Source organism: Streptomyces flaveolus (assembly GCF_000716535.1).
GTDB classification, from domain to species: Bacteria; Actinomycetota; Actinomycetes; order Streptomycetales; family Streptomycetaceae; genus Streptomyces; species Streptomyces flaveolus_A.
Window position 1 is genome coordinate 63,791 of the sequence record NZ_JNWV01000037.1, and the last position, 15,085, is coordinate 78,875.

Genomic DNA, 15,085 nt, shown 5'->3' on the forward strand with positions numbered 1-15,085 from the left:
AGGGCGCGTCGGGCCGCACCTACGTGTGCAGCCGGGAGCGGGTCCGCGGGCCGCCGAACGAGGGCGGGGGACCGCCGTCGGGGTCCTCGCCGAGGAGGACGCCGCCCAGGACCGCACCGGCGAGGCCGGCCGCGTCCCCCTCGGTGCCGTGGGCCCGGACATCCCGGTCGGCCAGTCTCCGCGCCTCCCCGGCCACGACGTCGGCCCACCCCACGTTGCCCGCGCCCAGCTCGCGCACCGCCTCCGCCAGCCGGGCCCGGGCCTCCGCGCCCACCGCCCCCCGGTGCACCCCGACGAACTCCTCCGCCCCGGCGACCGAACTCCGCGCCACGAGCAGCGCCGCCGTGTCCAGCACCCCCGACCGCGCCCCCGTCTGCCGCTCCACGGCCCGGGTGATCCGGCGCAGCGCGTCCAGCGGGTCGTACGCCCCACCGGTCAGCTCCTCGCGGACCGCCGCCAGCACTCCATCGGCGTGGGCGGGCCGACCCCCCGGCTCACCCGCCGCCGCGCCCCCTTCGGCCTGGGCCGGCCGGGCAGGCGGTTCACCTGAGGTCGGTGAGGCCTGGTCGGTCGCGCGCTGGGCCGTCGTCGGCGGGGTCTCCGGCTCTCCCGTCGTAGGCGAGGCGCGCCGGGCCGTCGCCGGGCCCCCTTCGGTCTGGGCCGACTGGGCAGGCGGTTCACCTGAGGTCGGTGAGGTCTGGTCGGTCGCGTGCTGGGCCGTCGTCGGCCGGGCTTCCGGCCCATCCAGCGTCGGCGAGGCGCGCCGGGCCGTCGCCAATTTCGACTCCGCGCCGGTCAGCGCCGCCGGTACCAGTCCGGCCGCCTCCCGCAGCTGGTCCGCGAGCCGCTCCACCCCGTCCACCAGCAGCCCCGCCTGGGCCACCGCGCCCTCGCCCGCGCGCAACTGCCACGCGGCCCGCCGTGTCTCGCCCACATCGGCGGCCTGCCGGGCCTCGTTCAGCCGTGCTCCGGCGAACACCAGGCGGTCCTTGGCCAGTTCGACGTACCCGGTGACGGACCCGGTGGCCGAGTGCGCGTACCGCTCCCGCAGCGCCGCCAGTGTCCGCTGCGCGGCCGTCGTCCGCGCCGCCAGCTCCCGGAACCGCTCCTCGGCCACGCCCAGCGCCGCGCGCACCCCCTCCTCGTCCCCCGTGAGTCCCCGCAACCGGTCCAGCGCCTCCGCCTCCGCGTCCAGCCGCCGCCCGGCCTCCGCGCAGCGTCCGATCACCCCGACCAGCGCCTGGCGCCGGGCGCCCGCCTCCTCCGGGACGCCCTCCTCGTACCGCCGCCAGATCGCGAACGCCGCCGACAGCTCGGTCTCGGCGGCTCGCAGCGCGTGCGTGAACGGCTCGGTCCGCTGCTCCCCGAACCGTTCCCGGACGAAGGACAGTTCCTCCCGGCTGGTCCGTACGCAGTCGTCGGCCAGCCGCAGTGCCGCCCGGGCCTGGCGTTCGGAGTCGGCCGGGGCGGGCAGGGGCGGGTGCGTCGAGACGATCCCCGGGGTCGTCCGGGTCCGGGCCCGGCGGGTGCGCCGCAGATAGCCGTATCCGGCCAGGGCGACGGCCGCGACCCCGGCGACGAGCGGCAGCACGAGGTCGGCGGTCGACGTGCCGCCCTGCTGCGGGGCGGCGGCGCTCGCCACCGTGCCGACGGGGGCCACGGGAACCGGATCACCGGCATGGACCGTCATCACCGGCAACATCAGCCACCCGGCTCCCACCAGGGCGCCCAGCACGGCATGCGCCACCCGCACCCGTATGTGTGCGGTGGCCCGCCGGGGCCGGCCCCGGATCAGGGAGGACGTCACATTTCGGAGCGTATGGGCAGGTAGACGGCTCCGCGAGCGGGATGGATACGGGTGGGGGACCAGGCGGACAGGGGGGCGCGATGGACGAGAACCGGACCGACGACATCCGGACCGAGGAAGAGGGGACCGACGAAGACCGGACCGACGACGCACGGGACGAGGAACGCGGTGCGGTGCACATACGTGAGAAAGAGGACCGCGCCGAGCGGCAACCCCCTCACCCGGGTGACCCCGCTGCCCAGCCGGCCCCCGGTCCCCGCCCCCGCAAACGCCGCCTCCTGCGGATCGCCGCCGCTCTCCTCGCCCTCCTCCTGCTCCCCCTCCTCACCGCCGAGACGGCCCTGCGCCTCAACTACACCGGCGATCCCGCCCCCGGCACCCGCACCCGGCACCGGGACGCCCTCTGGCTCGGGCACGCCTGGGTGGACGGGCGGAAGACCGACCGGGACGTCGAGGCCCTCGCCCGCCGCCTGAGGGGCACCGGGATCCGCGATCTGTACGTCCACGCGGGGCCGCTCGAACACGACGGGACCCTGCCGGCGTCGGCGTACCCGAAGGCCCGCCGGCTGATCGCGGCCGTACACCGGGAACTCCCCGGCGTCCGCGTCCAGGCCTGGCTCGGCGACAAACTGGCCACGGAGGGCCCGGACGGCCTGCGCCTGGAGCGCGCCGCGACCCGGGCGGCGATCGTCACCTCGGCCCGGCAGATCCTCGCCGCCGGCTTCGAGGGCACCCACTTCGACCTGGAACCGCTGCACTCCGGCGACCGCGACTACCTGTCCCTCCTCGACGACCTGCGCGCCCTCACCCACGCCCGGGGCGCCGTCCTCTCCGTCGCCGCCCACCAGATCGACCCGCTGCCCGCCTTCCACTCCTTCTGGGGCACGACCACCGGCCACCCCAAGTGGTGGTCGCAGGCGTACTTCGGGCAGGTGGCCCGCCGTGTGGACCAGATCGCCGTCATGTCGTACGACACCATGCAGCCGATGCAGAGCCTGTACGGCGGCTATGTGGCCCAGCAGACCAGCCTCGCCCTGGAGGTCACCCCCGAGAGCACCGACCTGCTGATGGGCCTGCCCTTCTACCACGAGAACCGGTTCGGCCACTGGGCGCACGCCGAGACCGTCCCGGCCGCCGTGCGCGGGGTCCGCCTCGGTCTGAGCCGCACGGACGCCGACCGCGCCCGCTTCGGCGTCGCCCTCTACGTGGACTTCGCGGCCACCGAGGCGGACTGGCGGGCGTACCGGGAGGGCTGGGTGGCTACGCCCCCGAGCGCCTCCTGATCTTCGAACCCAGCCAGACCAGCGGGTCGTACTTGCGGTCCACCGCGCGTTCCTTCAGCGGGATCAGGGCGTTGTCGGTGATCTTGATGCCCTCGGGGCAGACCTCCGTGCAGCACTTGGTGATGTTGCAGTAGCCGAGGCCGTGGTCGTCCTGGGCGGCGCGACCGCGGTCCAGGCCGGTCTCGGCCGCCGCGTCCAGCGGGTGCATGTCGAGCTCGGCGACGCGCATCAGGTAGCGCGGGCCGGCGAACGCCTGCTTGTTCTCCTCGTGGTCGCGCACCACGTGGCAGGTGTTCTGGCACAGGAAGCACTCGATGCACTTGCGGAACTCCTGCGGGCGGTCCACGTCCTCCTGGAACATGCGGTACTCGCCGGGGCCGAGTCCAGCGGGCGGCACGAAGGACGGGACCTCGCGCGCCTTCTGGTAGTTGAAGCCGACGTCCGTCACCAGGTCCCGGATCACCGGGAAGGCACGCAGCGGGGTGATCGTGATCGTCTCCGCGCGGTCGAAGACGGACATGCGGGTCATGCACAGCAGCCGGGGGCGGCCGTTGACCTCCGCCGAGCACGAACCGCACTTGCCCGCCTTGCAGTTCCAGCGCACGGCGAGGTCGGGCGCCTGGGTGGCCTGGAGGCGGTGGACGATGTCCAGGACCACCTCGCCGTCGTTCACCTCGACCGTGAAGTCCTCCAGGTTGCCGCCCTGTTCGTCGCCCCGCCACACCTGGAAGCGGGCTTCGTAGCTGCTCACTCGTACAGCTCCTCTTCGGCGAGGTACTTGACCAGCTCCTCCTTCTCGAAGAGGGCGAGCAGGTCCGGGCGGATGGGGTCGGTGGTCTCGCGGGTGAGGCGGATCTGGCCGCGGGCGGGGTCGGACGCCGCGAGGCCGCCCGTGGGGTCGGCGAGGGCGCACAGCAGGTTCACGTTGCGCCAGGCCCGGTCCATCCGGGGATGGTCCTCGCGGGTGTGCCCGCCGCGCGACTCGGTGCGCTCCAGCGCGGCCCGGGCCACGCACTCGCTGACCAGCAGCATGTTCCTGAGGTCCAGGGCGAGGTGCCAGCCGGGGTTGAACTGGCGGTGGCCCTCGACACCGGCCCGCCGGGCCCGCACCCGCAGCTCGGCGAGCTTGTGCAGGGCCTGCTCCATCTCGCCCTCGCGGCGGATGATGCCGACCAGGTCGTTCATCGCCTGCTGGAGTTCCTGGTGCAGGGTGTACGGGTTCTCCGGCGGCCCCGCCTCGCCCTCCGCCCCGGCGGAGAACGGCCGCAGCGCCTCCGCCGAAGCCGCGCCGATCTGGGCGTCGTCCACCGGCGGGCGCCGGTCGGCCGTCCCCTGCGCGTACTGCGCCGCGTGCCAGCCCGCCCGGCGTCCGAACACCAGCAGGTCGGACAGGGAGTTGCCGCCGAGCCGGTTGGAACCGTGCATGCCGCCGGCCACCTCACCGGCCGCGTACAGCCCCGGCACCCCGCGCGCCGCCGCCGTGTCGGAGTCGACCGCGATGCCGCCCATCACGTAGTGGCAGGTCGGCCCGACCTCCATGGCCTCGGCCGTGATGTCGACGTCCGCCAGCTCCTTGAACTGGTGGTACATGGACGGCAGCCGGCGCCGGATCACCTCGGCGGGCATCCGGGTCGACACGTCCAGGAAGACCCCGCCGTGCGGGGAGCCCCGGCCCGCCTTCACCTCGGCGTTGATCGCGCGGGCCACCTCGTCGCGGGGGAGGAGTTCGGGCGGCCGGCGGTTGTGGTCGGGGTCCTCGTACCACCGGTCGGCCTCGTCCTCCGACTCGGCGTACTTCTCCTTGAAGACGTCCGGGATGTAGTCGAACATGAACCGCTTGCCCTCGGAGTTCCGCAGCACCCCGCCGTCCCCGCGCACCGACTCGGTGACGAGGATGCCCTTCACCGACGGCGGCCAGACCATGCCGGTCGGGTGGAACTGGACGAACTCCATGTTGAGCAGCGGGGCGCCGGCCAGCAGCGCCAGCGCGTGGCCGTCGCCCGTGTACTCCCACGAGTTGGACGTGACCTTGAAGGACTTGCCGATGCCGCCGGTCGCGAGGACCACGGCCGGGGCCTGGAGGACGAAGAAGCGGCCGGTCTCACGGTCGTAGGCGAAGACGCCGCTCACGCGCGAGTCCGCGGCGTCGCCGCTGCCGGGCACGGTCTTCAGGATCCGGGTGACCGTGCACTCCTGGAAGACCTTCAGCCGGGACTCGTAGTCCCCGGTCTCCTTGAAGTCCTCCTGCTGGAGCGCGACGATCTTCTGCTGGAGCGTGCGGATCAGCTCCAGGCCCGTACGGTCGCCCACGTGGGCCAGGCGCGGGTACTCGTGCCCGCCGAAGTTCCGCTGCGAGATGCGGCCGTCCTTCGTACGGTCGAACAGCGCGCCCCAGGTCTCCAGTTCCCACACCCGCTCCGGGGCCTCCTGCGCGTGCAGTTCGGCCATCCGCCACTGGTTGAGGAACTTGCCGCCGCGCATGGTGTCGCGGAAGTGGACCTGCCAGGTGTCGTGCTCGTTGGCGTTGGCCATCGCCGCCGCGATGCCGCCCTCGGCCATCACCGTGTGCGCCTTGCCGAACAGCGACTTGCAGATCACCGCCGTACGGGCGCCCCGTTCGCGCGCCTCGATCGCCGCGCGGAGGCCCGCGCCCCCGGCGCCGACCACGACGACGTCCCACTCCTGCCGGTCGACCACGGACATCAGTCAGTCCCTCACTGGATCTCTAGAAGAAGCGCGGATCGTCGAAGACCCCGGACGCGACCAGGTAGACGTAGAAGTCGGCGAGCGCCACGCTCAGCAGCGAGGCCCAGGCCAGCTGCATGTGGCGGGCGTTGAGCCGGCCGACGAACTGCCACGCGCGGTAGCGCACGGGGTGCCGGGAGAAGTGCTTGAGCTTGCCGCCGACGATGTGCCGGCAGGAGTGGCACGAGAGGGTGTACGCCCAGATCAGCGCGATGTTGGCGAGGAAGACCAGGGTGCCGAGGCCCATGTGCCCCCACCGGTAGTGCTCGTCCCGGAAGGCCAGCACGGTGTCGTACGTCAGCACGCCGGCCACCAGCAGGGCGGCGTAGAAGAAGTACCGGTGGATGTTCTGCAGGACCAGCGGGAAGCGGGTCTCGCCGGTGTACGTCCGGTGCGGCTCGGCCACCGCGCAGGCGGGCGGCGACGCCCAGAAGGCGCGGTAGTACGCCTTGCGGTAGTAGTAGCAGGTCAGCCGGAAGCCGAGCGGGAAGATCAGGATGATGATGGCGGGGGAGATGCCCCACCAGCCCCCGAACAGGTCGGCGTTGGGCCCGGCGCGCATGGTCCGGCAGTTCTCCGCCAGGCACGGCGAGTAGAACGGCGAGACGTACGGCGCCGCGTAGTAGTGGGCGTTCGCGAAGGCCCGCCAGGTCGAGTACACGACGAAGGCCAGCAGGCCGGCCGCGGTGGCGGCGGGCGCCAGCCACCAGCGGTCGGTCCGCAGGTGCGGGGCGGCGATCGCGGCGCGCGTACGGGTGCGTACGCCACCGCTGTTCTGTTGGGGTTCCGTACCAGTAGCCAAGGGGGACTCCGGTCGGTTCGAGGGGGGAGTGTCAGGGGGCGCGGCGGTCGCGGGCGCCCAGGCCCTCGTCGTCCGAGTCCGTCCACAGGCTGATGTCGTAGGGCGCGTCGGAGATGGTGACGAGGTCGGGCCGGCGCGGCGTGGCCGGGGCCGCGGCGGCCTCCCGCAGCAGTGCCACGCTCTCACGCAGATGGTCGGCGTCCAGGCGGACCCGGCGTATCTCCAGAGCGCTGCCGAGCTGGTGTTCCAGGCGGCTCACCGACCGGTTGAGGTCGTCGAGACAGCGCTGGACGGCGTTGATGTCGTCGTGCACGGACATGACTTGCCCTCGCTTCCGCGGGTCCGGCGGTCATGGGCGGCAACGTTCATGCGCCTTGGAGTGTTGCGCCTCACGCCCGCCGGTGTGAAGGGATGTGCAGCGATTGGCCGGGGCGTACGGATGCACCGCCCGGTGTGTTGCGCCGCACGGGTGGGCTTACCGGCCGTCGTCGCCGTGTCGCCCACCGTGGCCGGATCCTTTCCTCTTCAGTGGCCGCATAGATCTGATCAGCTCCATATACCGCCAAACGTGATCAGCTCCATATACCGACAAATGCGAGCATAAGGCCCGTGGCTTCCTGGAGGTAGCAGAGATGTCCTACGACGGCGTTGGGCAGCGCCCCACAGGGGTGCGAGACTCCATCGACGGGCGGCTCTGCCGCGGGGCGCGACCGGCCACGACGCACCCGCGGCCAACCGGCGACCGGTCCCGGCAGCTGAAGCGAGCCCTCGTCTTCCTGAGCGCGAGCGCCCTCGCCGTCCCCCTCCTCGCCGGCTGCGGCGAGGACGACGAGGCCGGCACCCCGCTCGCCCCGCAGGACATCGCTCTCGTCGCCCGCGACAAGGTCGCCGACGGCGGCACCCTGAAGTGGGCCGTGGACGCCGTGCCGGAGACCCTGAACACCTTCCAGGCCGACGCCGACGCCGGCACCGGCCGGGTCGCCCAGGCCGTACTGCCGTCCATGTTCCGGCTCGACGCCGCCGGCCGGCCGGTGGCCAACCCGGCCTACCTGGAGTCGGCCGAGGTCATCGAGACCGAGCCGCGCCAGGTCGTGCTGTACAAGCTGAACCAGCAGGCCGTCTGGACCGACGGCCGGGAGATCGGCGCCGCCGACTTCGTCGCCCAGTGGCGCGCCCTGTCCGGCAGGAACAGCGCCTACTGGACCGCCCGCAACGCCGGCTACGACCGCATCGCCAAGATCGAGCGCGGCGCCAGCGACCTCCAGGTCCGGGTCACCTTCTCCCGCCCCTACGCCGACTGGAAGTCGCTGTTCTCCCCGCTGTACCCGAAGGACGTCATGGGCACCCCGGACGCCTTCAACGACGGCGCCCGGCGCAAGCTGACGGTCACCGCCGGACCCTTCAAGGTCAAGAAGGTCGACACCGCGAAGAAGGACGTCGTCCTCACCCGCAACCCGCGCTGGTGGGGAAAGCCCGCCAAGCTGAACGAGATCGTGCTGCACGCCGTGACGCGCGACAAGCGGGCCGCCGCCCTCGCCGACGGCAGCGTGGACCTGGCCGAGATCGACTCCGCCGACGCCCAGCGGATCGGCCTCGCGGGCCGGGCGAAGGGCACCGGCACCCCGCTCCAGGGCGCCGGCGGCAAGACGTCCGTGAAGAAGCTGCGCGACTGGGCGCTCGCGCACGGCTTCGACTCCGACCAGGTGCACGCGGGCAAGCAGAAGCTGCGCAAGGCCATCACCCGGTACCTGGAGCAGCAGCAGGCGCTGCGGGACGTCGAGGTCCGCAAGTCCCTGGAGCCCGCCTACACGCAGCTCGCCCTCAACGGCTCGACCGGTCCCCTCGCCGACGACCGGGTCCGCCGGGCCGTCGCCCGCGCCCTGGACCGCGTGGAGCTGGCCCGGCTGGTGCTCACCCCGCTGGGGCTGCCCGCCGTCCCGGTCGGCAGCCACCTCGCCCTGTCCGGGCAGGCCGCCTACGCCGACGGCAGCGGCGCGATCGGCGGCCAGGACGCCAAGGAGGCGCAGGCGCTGCTCGCCGACGCCGGCTGGGTGCGCGGCGGCCCGCTCAAGGAGCCGAAGAAGGCCGAGAAGGCGGCCGGCCCCGCGCGCCCGTCCGAGGACGTGTCGAACGGCGGCAAGGACGGCGAGTACATCGTCGGGGAGGACGACGACGAGAAGGGCCACGACGACGGGTCCGGCGGCGGCAGCCACGGCGGCCCGGACGGCGACGGCAAGGGCAAGCACCACGAGTCCGCCGGCGACCAGCACGAGCACCCCGACCAGCACCTCGCGCGGGAGGGCAAGCACGGCGGCGCGCCCGGCGCGTACGCCCCCCAGGGCACGGCCGCCCCGGCCGCCGCGCCCGCCGGACCGCTCGCCAAGGACGGCAAGCCGCTCGCCCTGCGCTTCGTCCTGCCCTCCGGCTCCGGCTCGGACACCCTGAACTCGGTCGCCGAGCGGATCTCCGCGATGCTGGAGCAGGTCGGCATCCGCACGACGATCACGAAGGTCTCGGACGAGAGCTACTTCAAGGACCACATCGCCGCCGGCGACTACGACCTCGCCCTGTACTCCTGGCCGTCCTCCGCGTTCCCGGCGACGGACGCCCGGCCCATCTACGCCAAGCCGGTCGCGGCGGCCGACGGCTCGGTGAACGTCGAGCAGAACTTCACGCGGGTCGGCACGGACCAGGTCGACCAGCTCTTCGACCAGGCCGCGACCACGCTGGACGAGGACGAGGCGCGTTCCCTGATCCGCAAGGCCGACGCCCGCATCTGGGCCGCCGCCGGCTCCATCCCGCTCTACCAGCGGCCTCAGCTGGTGGGAGTCCGGAAGAACGTGGTCAACGCCGGGGCCTTCGGTTTCCGGACGCCGGTGTACGAGGACATGGGCTTCCTGAAGAAGGGTGCGAAGATCTCGCCGAGCCCGGCCAAGTAGCCGCTGCCGGGTGCGTCGGATCCGGCCTGAGCTGCACCGACGTATCCCGGCGAGCTCCGGCGGCAGGGGCCACGTACCATGGGGTGAGGCCGTGGCGTGTCCAGCCCGGCAGGGCCCGCGCGACAGGACGTACGCGCAGGGCAGTCCGCACACTCCGGGAGTACGCCACAATATGACTGCGTTTTCTACGCGTCACGACATCCGCAACGTCGCCATCGTCGCCCACGTCGACCACGGCAAGACCACCATCGTCGACGCGATGCTGAAGCAGGCCGGTGCCTTCGCCGCCCACCAGCTCGAGCAGGTCGACGACCGCGTCATGGACTCGAACGACCTGGAGCGTGAGAAGGGCATCACGATCCTCGCCAAGAACACGGCGGTCAAGTACCACCCGAAGGACGGCGGGGAGCCCATCACCATCAACATCATCGACACCCCCGGCCACGCCGACTTCGGCGGCGAGGTCGAGCGCGGTCTGTCGATGGTCGACGGCGTCGTGCTGCTGGTGGACGCCTCCGAGGGCCCGCTGCCGCAGACCCGCTTCGTGCTGCGCAAGGCGCTCCAGGCCCGGCTCCCCGTCATCCTGTGCATCAACAAGACGGACCGTCCCGACGCCCGCATCGACGAGGTCGTCAACGAGACCTACGACCTCTTCCTCGACCTGGACGCGGACGAGGAGCAGATCGAGTTCCCGATCGTCTACGCCTGCGGCCGTGACGGCATCGCCTCGCTGACCAAGCCGGACAACGGCACGGTCCCGGCCGACTCCACCAGCCTGGAGCCCTTCTTCTCCACCATCCTGGAGCACATCCCGGCCCCGACCTACGACAAGGACGCCCCGCTCCAGGCGCACGTCACCAACCTGGACGCCGACAACTTCCTCGGCCGTATCGCGCTGCTCCGGGTCGAGCAGGGCGAGCTGCGCAAGGGCCAGACGGTCGCCTGGATCAAGCGCGACGGCTCCATCGCCAACGTCCGCATCTCCGAGCTGATGATGACGGAGGCGCTCACCCGCAAGCCGGCCGAGAAAGCGGGCCCGGGTGACATCTGCGCGGTCGCCGGCATCCCGGACATCATGATCGGCGAGACGCTGGCCGACCCGGAGAACCCGGTCGCGCTGCCGCTGATCAAGGTCGACGAGCCGGCGATCTCCATGGTGATCGGCACCAACACCTCCCCGCTGGTCGGCCGTGGCGCCACCGGCAAGGGCGCCGACAAGAAGGCGGCCGTCAAGGACCGCAAGGTCACCGCCCGCCAGGTCAAGGACCGCCTGGACCGCGAGCTGATCGGTAACGTCAGCCTCCGTGTCCTGGAGACCGAGCGCCCGGACGCCTGGGAGGTGCAGGGCCGTGGTGAGCTGGCGCTCGCCATCCTGGTCGAGACCATGCGCCGGGAGGGCTACGAACTGACCGTCGGCAAGCCGCAGGTCGTCACCAAGGAGGTCGACGGCAAGACGTACGAGCCGATGGAGCGCATGACGATCGACGTGCCCGAGGAGCACATGGGCGCCGTCACCCAGCTCATGGGCGTGCGCAAGGGCCGCATGGACAACATGTCCAACCACGGCTCCGGCTGGGTCCGCATGGAGTGGGTCGTCCCCTCCCGCGGCCTGATCGGCTTCCGCACCGAGTTCCTGACGCAGACCCGTGGCACGGGCATCGCCCACTCCATCCACGAGGGCTTCGAGCCGTGGGCCGGCCCGCTGCAGACCCGTAACAACGGCTCCCTGGTCGCCGACCGCTCCGGTGCCGTCACCGCGTTCGCGATGACGAACCTTCAGGAGCGCGGCGTGCTCTTCGTGGAGCCGGGCACCGAGGTGTACGAGGGCATGATCGTCGGCGAGAACTCCCGCTCCGACGACATGGACGTCAACATCACCAAGGAGAAGAAGCTCACCAACATGCGGTCGTCGACGGCCGATGTGACCGAGTCGATCGTGCCGCCGCGCAAGCTGTCGCTGGAGCAGTCGCTGGAGTTCTGCCGCGACGACGAGTGCGTCGAGGTGACCCCGGAGGCCGTTCGCATCCGCAAGGTCGTGCTCGACCAGCGGGAGCGGGCGCGCGCCGCGAGCCGCGCCAAGCACAGCTGATTCCGGCCACCTGAGCCCGGGTTCCCCCATGGTGGGGGAACCCGGGCTTTTTGCAACCGATTTTCGGGCGCCCCATGTCCGACATGCGGAGATCACTGCCCGATAGCCATGTAACAAGTCCGTTTCGCGCCTTCTTCTGGCGAACAGTTTGTCCAGATTTTGGAAGGTGTAGGCGTGAGCTGTGACTGAATTGAGATCTACGGGCAGTGGTCGGTGGTCGACCCATGGCAGATAGTTAGCCGCGTAGCGCTCGGGTCAATGGGTCTCGCGCTGTGGGGACAGCGCCGACTCACGAGCACCACAGGGTTTCTGACCCTCCGTCAGGGGTGTCGGAGGGAAGACGGAAACCCTCGCCAGTTGGTGAACACGTGAAGTCATGAGGAGGGAACCCCGGTAACTACGCGCGTCCGACTGCGGTCACGCGCGTTCTCGGAGTACGCGGACACCTCTCACGCTTATACCTGTGAAACGGACGAACCGTGACAAGTCCTATCGATATAGAGGGCGGCGGGGCTTCGGTCGTCGTCGACGGCGCACCAGGGCCGGAGACGAAGAACGAACCCGTCAAGCTCGCGGGCCGGTCCCCCGGCCAGCTGATGTGGCTGCGCTTCAAGCGCGACCGCACGGGCGTCATCTGCGCCGTGGTGGTGATCGGCTACTTCGTCGTCGCTCTGCTCGCACCGCTGCTGGTGAAGCTGTCGGGCACTGATCCGTACACCCTGTACGGCCAGGACCCCACCTACGCCGACAAGCCCGTCCTCGACGAATTCGGGCTTCCGCTGGGGTATTTGGGGGGCGTCTCCGGCGACCACTGGTTCGGCGTCGAACCGCAGTACGGCCGCGACCTCTACGCCATGCTGCTGTACGGCATGCGCACCTCGCTGTACATGGCGCTCGGCATCACCGTCCTCATCATGGTCACCGGTGTCGTGATCGGCCTGATCGGCGGGTACTTCGGCGGCCGCACGGACTACTGGATCGGCCGCGGCACCGACTTCTTCCTCTCCTTCCCGCAACAGCTCTTCTTCATCGCCTTCATGCCCGTCGTCACGTCCTTCTTCGTGGACCCCCGCGAGGAGACGCCGACCTACTTCCGCGCCCTGGCCATGCTGATCGTGCTGTGGCTGCTGGGCTGGATGGGCATGGCCCGACTGGTCCGGTCGACGGTACTGTCCCTGCGCGAACGGGAGTTCGTGGAGGCGGCCAAGGTCTCGGGCGCCTCGCCGTGGCGGATCGTGCGCAAGGAGATCCTGCCCAACGTCGTGACCCCGATCCTGGTGCAGTTCACGTACCAACTGCCCAGCACCATCCTCAGCATCGCCTTCCTGTCCTTCGCGGGCGTCGGGTTCGTCGAGCCGACACCCGACTGGGGACGCCTCTTCGCCGCCGGCGCCCGATACGCCGAGCAGGACCCGGCGTTCATGTTCTTCCCCGGGGTGGCGCTGGTGATCTTCGTCCTGTGCTTCAACCTCCTCGGGGACTCCGTACGGGACGCGTTCGACCCCAAGTCCGGGCGGTAGGTCGTCCGTTGGGTGGGGGTGGCTGCCGCCCCCGCCGGCCCGCACCCGGCCGGCGCCCGGCAGATCTCACGGATAACAACCGACAGGTAGGTGGATTCGCCACATGATGTCTCATCGCGCCCGCGGAGCGCGTGCCGTAGTGATCGCCATCGCGGCCGGCTCCCTGGCTCTCACGGGCTGCTCCAAGAACGAGGGCGGCAAGTCCGGCAAGGACTCCAAGAAGGACCAGAAGGAAGCGGCGGTCCAGTCGAAGGCGGTCACCTATGTCGACGCCGCGGGTTCGACCGGACCCGCGAAGGACGTGCCCGGCGCGAAGCCCGGCGGCACGATCACGGTGTACCAGGAGGCCGGCCTGTCCCACCTGGACCCCGGCCAGATCTACGTCTCCGACGCCGGCCAGGTCGCCAACCTGCTCTTCCGCCGCCTGACCCAGTTCCAGGAGGACGACAAGGGCAACGTGTCCGTCGCCGGTGACCTCGCCACCGACTCCGGCAAGTCCTCCGACGGCGGCAAGACCTGGACCTTCACGCTGAAGGACGGCATCAAGGACGAGAACGGCAACCCGATCACCTCGGCCGACGTCCGGCACAGCGTCGAGCGCCTGTACGCGAAGTTCATCTTCGACGGCCCGACCTACCTCCAGACCTGGCTGAGCGGCGCCGACTACCGCAAGGCCCTGCCGGGCGGCGGCTTCGACGGCAAGCACCTGCCGGCCTCCGTGCTGGACACCCCGGACGACAAGACGGTGGTCTTCCACTTCGACCAGCCGCGCCCGGACCTGCCGCAGACGCTCGCCATGGCCGGCTACGCGGTCGTCCCGGCGAAGGGCGACACCAAGGAGAGGTACGAGAAGAAGCCGGTCTCCACCGGCCCGTACAAGATCGCCGAGAACAAGGCCGGCAAGACCCTGAAGCTGGTCAAGAACACCAACTGGGACCCGAAGACCGACTCCGTGCGCCACCAGTACGTCGACGGCTTCACCATCCAGTTCGGCGTCACCGAGTCCACCCAGACCAAGCGTCTGATCGCGGACGAGGGCGACAACAAGAACGCCATCCAGCTCACCAACGGCGTCGAGGCCACGCAGATCCAGGACGTCATCAACAACCCCGAGGCCAGCAAGCGCACGGTCAAGGGCTACCAGCCCTACGTGATGACGCTGACCTTCAACCTCGACCGGGTCAAGAACAAGAAGGTGCGCGAGGCCGCCACCTACGCGGTCAACTCCAAGTCCCTCATCGCCGGCGAGGGCGGCGCCTACGGCGGTGACGTCGCGCCGAACTACTTCGCGCCGACCCTGCCCGGCTACGAGCCGAGCTACGACCCCTACGGCCGGCTGAAGACCCCGCAGGGCAACATCGCCAAGGCCAAGGAGATCCTCAAGGGCGTCCCGGCCGCCGAGAAGAAGATCGTCTTCGCCTACGCCAACAGCGAGGCCGGCCAGAAGCGCAAGGTCGCCATCGAGGACGCCCTGACCAAGGTCGGGTTCGACGTCGTCGCCAAGGAGGTCGACGCGGCGAGCTACTACGAGCAGATCGGCAAGCTCAAGAACCCGTACGACGCCTACATCACCGGCTGGGGCCAGGACTGGCCGTCCCCGGGCACGGTCGTCACCCCGATCTACGACGGCTCCCAGGTCTTCGACGGCTCCGCGAACTACTCGCACGTCAAGGACCCGAAGGTCGACGCCCTCATCAAGAAGGCGCTGACGCAGAACCCGACCGACGCCGCCAAGACCTGGAAGGAAGCGCACCACTACCTGCTGGAGAACGTCATCCCGGCGGCCCCGCTGTGGTACACGAAGCAGTTCCAGATCTCCGGCTCCAACGTGGGCGGTGCCCGCTACGGCTCGGTGTCCAGCCTCCTCGACATCAACCGGCTGTACCTGAAGTCGTGACCC

General features: G+C 70.8%; 10 protein-coding genes. 5 read left to right on the top strand and 5 right to left on the bottom strand.

Features of this window, described 5'->3' with window-relative positions:
• Window positions 1-19: 19 nt before the first annotated feature.
• On the bottom strand, window positions 20-1,807 hold the full coding sequence (locus OO52_RS34960) for a hypothetical protein (protein WP_037629880.1): 1,788 nt from the start codon (window positions 1,805-1,807) through the stop codon (window positions 20-22).
• 80 nt (window positions 1,808-1,887) lie between these two features.
• On the opposite strand from OO52_RS34960, the gene OO52_RS34965 reads away from it, so the two are divergent.
• Window positions 1,888-3,090, top strand: coding sequence for a membrane protein (locus OO52_RS34965; protein WP_030649861.1), 1,203 nt, complete (start codon window positions 1,888-1,890; stop codon window positions 3,088-3,090).
• On the opposite strand, the gene OO52_RS34970 is transcribed toward OO52_RS34965, so the two are convergent.
• Genes OO52_RS34970 through OO52_RS34985 form a run of 4 tightly spaced genes read right to left on the bottom strand, consistent with a single transcriptional unit; the run spans window position 3,068 to window position 6,956 of the window.
• Complete coding sequence (locus OO52_RS34970; RefSeq protein WP_030649860.1) at window positions 3,068-3,841, bottom strand: succinate dehydrogenase/fumarate reductase iron-sulfur subunit; 774 nt, start codon at window positions 3,839-3,841, stop codon at window positions 3,068-3,070. The genes OO52_RS34965 and OO52_RS34970 overlap by 23 nt on opposite strands.
• A complete protein-coding gene (locus OO52_RS34975) occupies window positions 3,838-5,793 on the bottom strand; it encodes a fumarate reductase/succinate dehydrogenase flavoprotein subunit (RefSeq protein ID WP_030649857.1) in 1,956 nt (651 codons plus the stop codon). The genes OO52_RS34970 and OO52_RS34975 overlap by 4 nt, the downstream gene beginning before the upstream one ends.
• Window positions 5,794-5,815: 22 nt before the next feature.
• Entirely contained in the window at window positions 5,816-6,637 is an 822-nt protein-coding gene (locus tag OO52_RS34980) for a hypothetical protein (protein ID WP_030649854.1), read from the bottom strand.
• Window positions 6,638-6,668: 31 nt separating this feature from the next.
• Window positions 6,669-6,956, bottom strand: coding sequence for a hypothetical protein (locus tag OO52_RS34985; RefSeq protein WP_030649850.1), 288 nt, complete (start codon window positions 6,954-6,956; stop codon window positions 6,669-6,671).
• Between the two features lie 313 nt (window positions 6,957-7,269).
• Between OO52_RS34985 and OO52_RS34990 the strand changes: the two genes are divergently transcribed.
• From OO52_RS34990 to OO52_RS35005, 4 genes are all read left to right on the top strand, one after another.
• Complete coding sequence (locus OO52_RS34990; RefSeq protein WP_037629878.1) at window positions 7,270-9,576, top strand: ABC transporter family substrate-binding protein; 2,307 nt, start codon at window positions 7,270-7,272, stop codon at window positions 9,574-9,576.
• A 172-nt stretch (window positions 9,577-9,748) separates the two neighbouring features.
• Complete coding sequence (typA, locus tag OO52_RS34995; RefSeq protein WP_030649844.1) at window positions 9,749-11,665, top strand: translational GTPase TypA; 1,917 nt, start codon at window positions 9,749-9,751, stop codon at window positions 11,663-11,665.
• A 479-nt stretch (window positions 11,666-12,144) separates the two neighbouring features.
• Window positions 12,145-13,185 (top strand): ABC transporter permease, encoded by a 1,041-nt coding sequence (locus tag OO52_RS35000; protein WP_030649842.1) that lies wholly within the window; start codon window positions 12,145-12,147, stop codon window positions 13,183-13,185.
• Window positions 13,186-13,288: 103 nt separating this feature from the next.
• Window positions 13,289-15,082, top strand: coding sequence for an ABC transporter substrate-binding protein (locus tag OO52_RS35005; protein ID WP_030649840.1), 1,794 nt, complete (start codon window positions 13,289-13,291; stop codon window positions 15,080-15,082).
• The last annotated feature ends 3 nt before the right edge of the window (window positions 15,083-15,085 follow it).

What these genes read in the sequence shown, in the direction of transcription:
- typA (WP_030649844.1), top strand. Translation starts at nt 9,749, where the DNA reads ATGACTGCGTTTTCTACGCGTCACGACATCCGCAACGTCGCCATCGTC.
- OO52_RS34965 (WP_030649861.1), top strand. Translation starts at nt 1,888, where the DNA reads ATGGACGAGAACCGGACCGACGACATCCGGACCGAGGAAGAGGGGACC.
- OO52_RS34975 (WP_030649857.1), bottom strand. Translation starts at nt 5,793, where the DNA reads ATGTCCGTGGTCGACCGGCAGGAGTGGGACGTCGTCGTGGTCGGCGCC.
- OO52_RS35005 (WP_030649840.1), top strand. Translation starts at nt 13,289, where the DNA reads ATGATGTCTCATCGCGCCCGCGGAGCGCGTGCCGTAGTGATCGCCATC.
- OO52_RS34985 (WP_030649850.1), bottom strand. Translation starts at nt 6,956, where the DNA reads ATGTCCGTGCACGACGACATCAACGCCGTCCAGCGCTGTCTCGACGAC.
- OO52_RS34990 (WP_037629878.1), top strand. Translation starts at nt 7,270, where the DNA reads ATGTCCTACGACGGCGTTGGGCAGCGCCCCACAGGGGTGCGAGACTCC.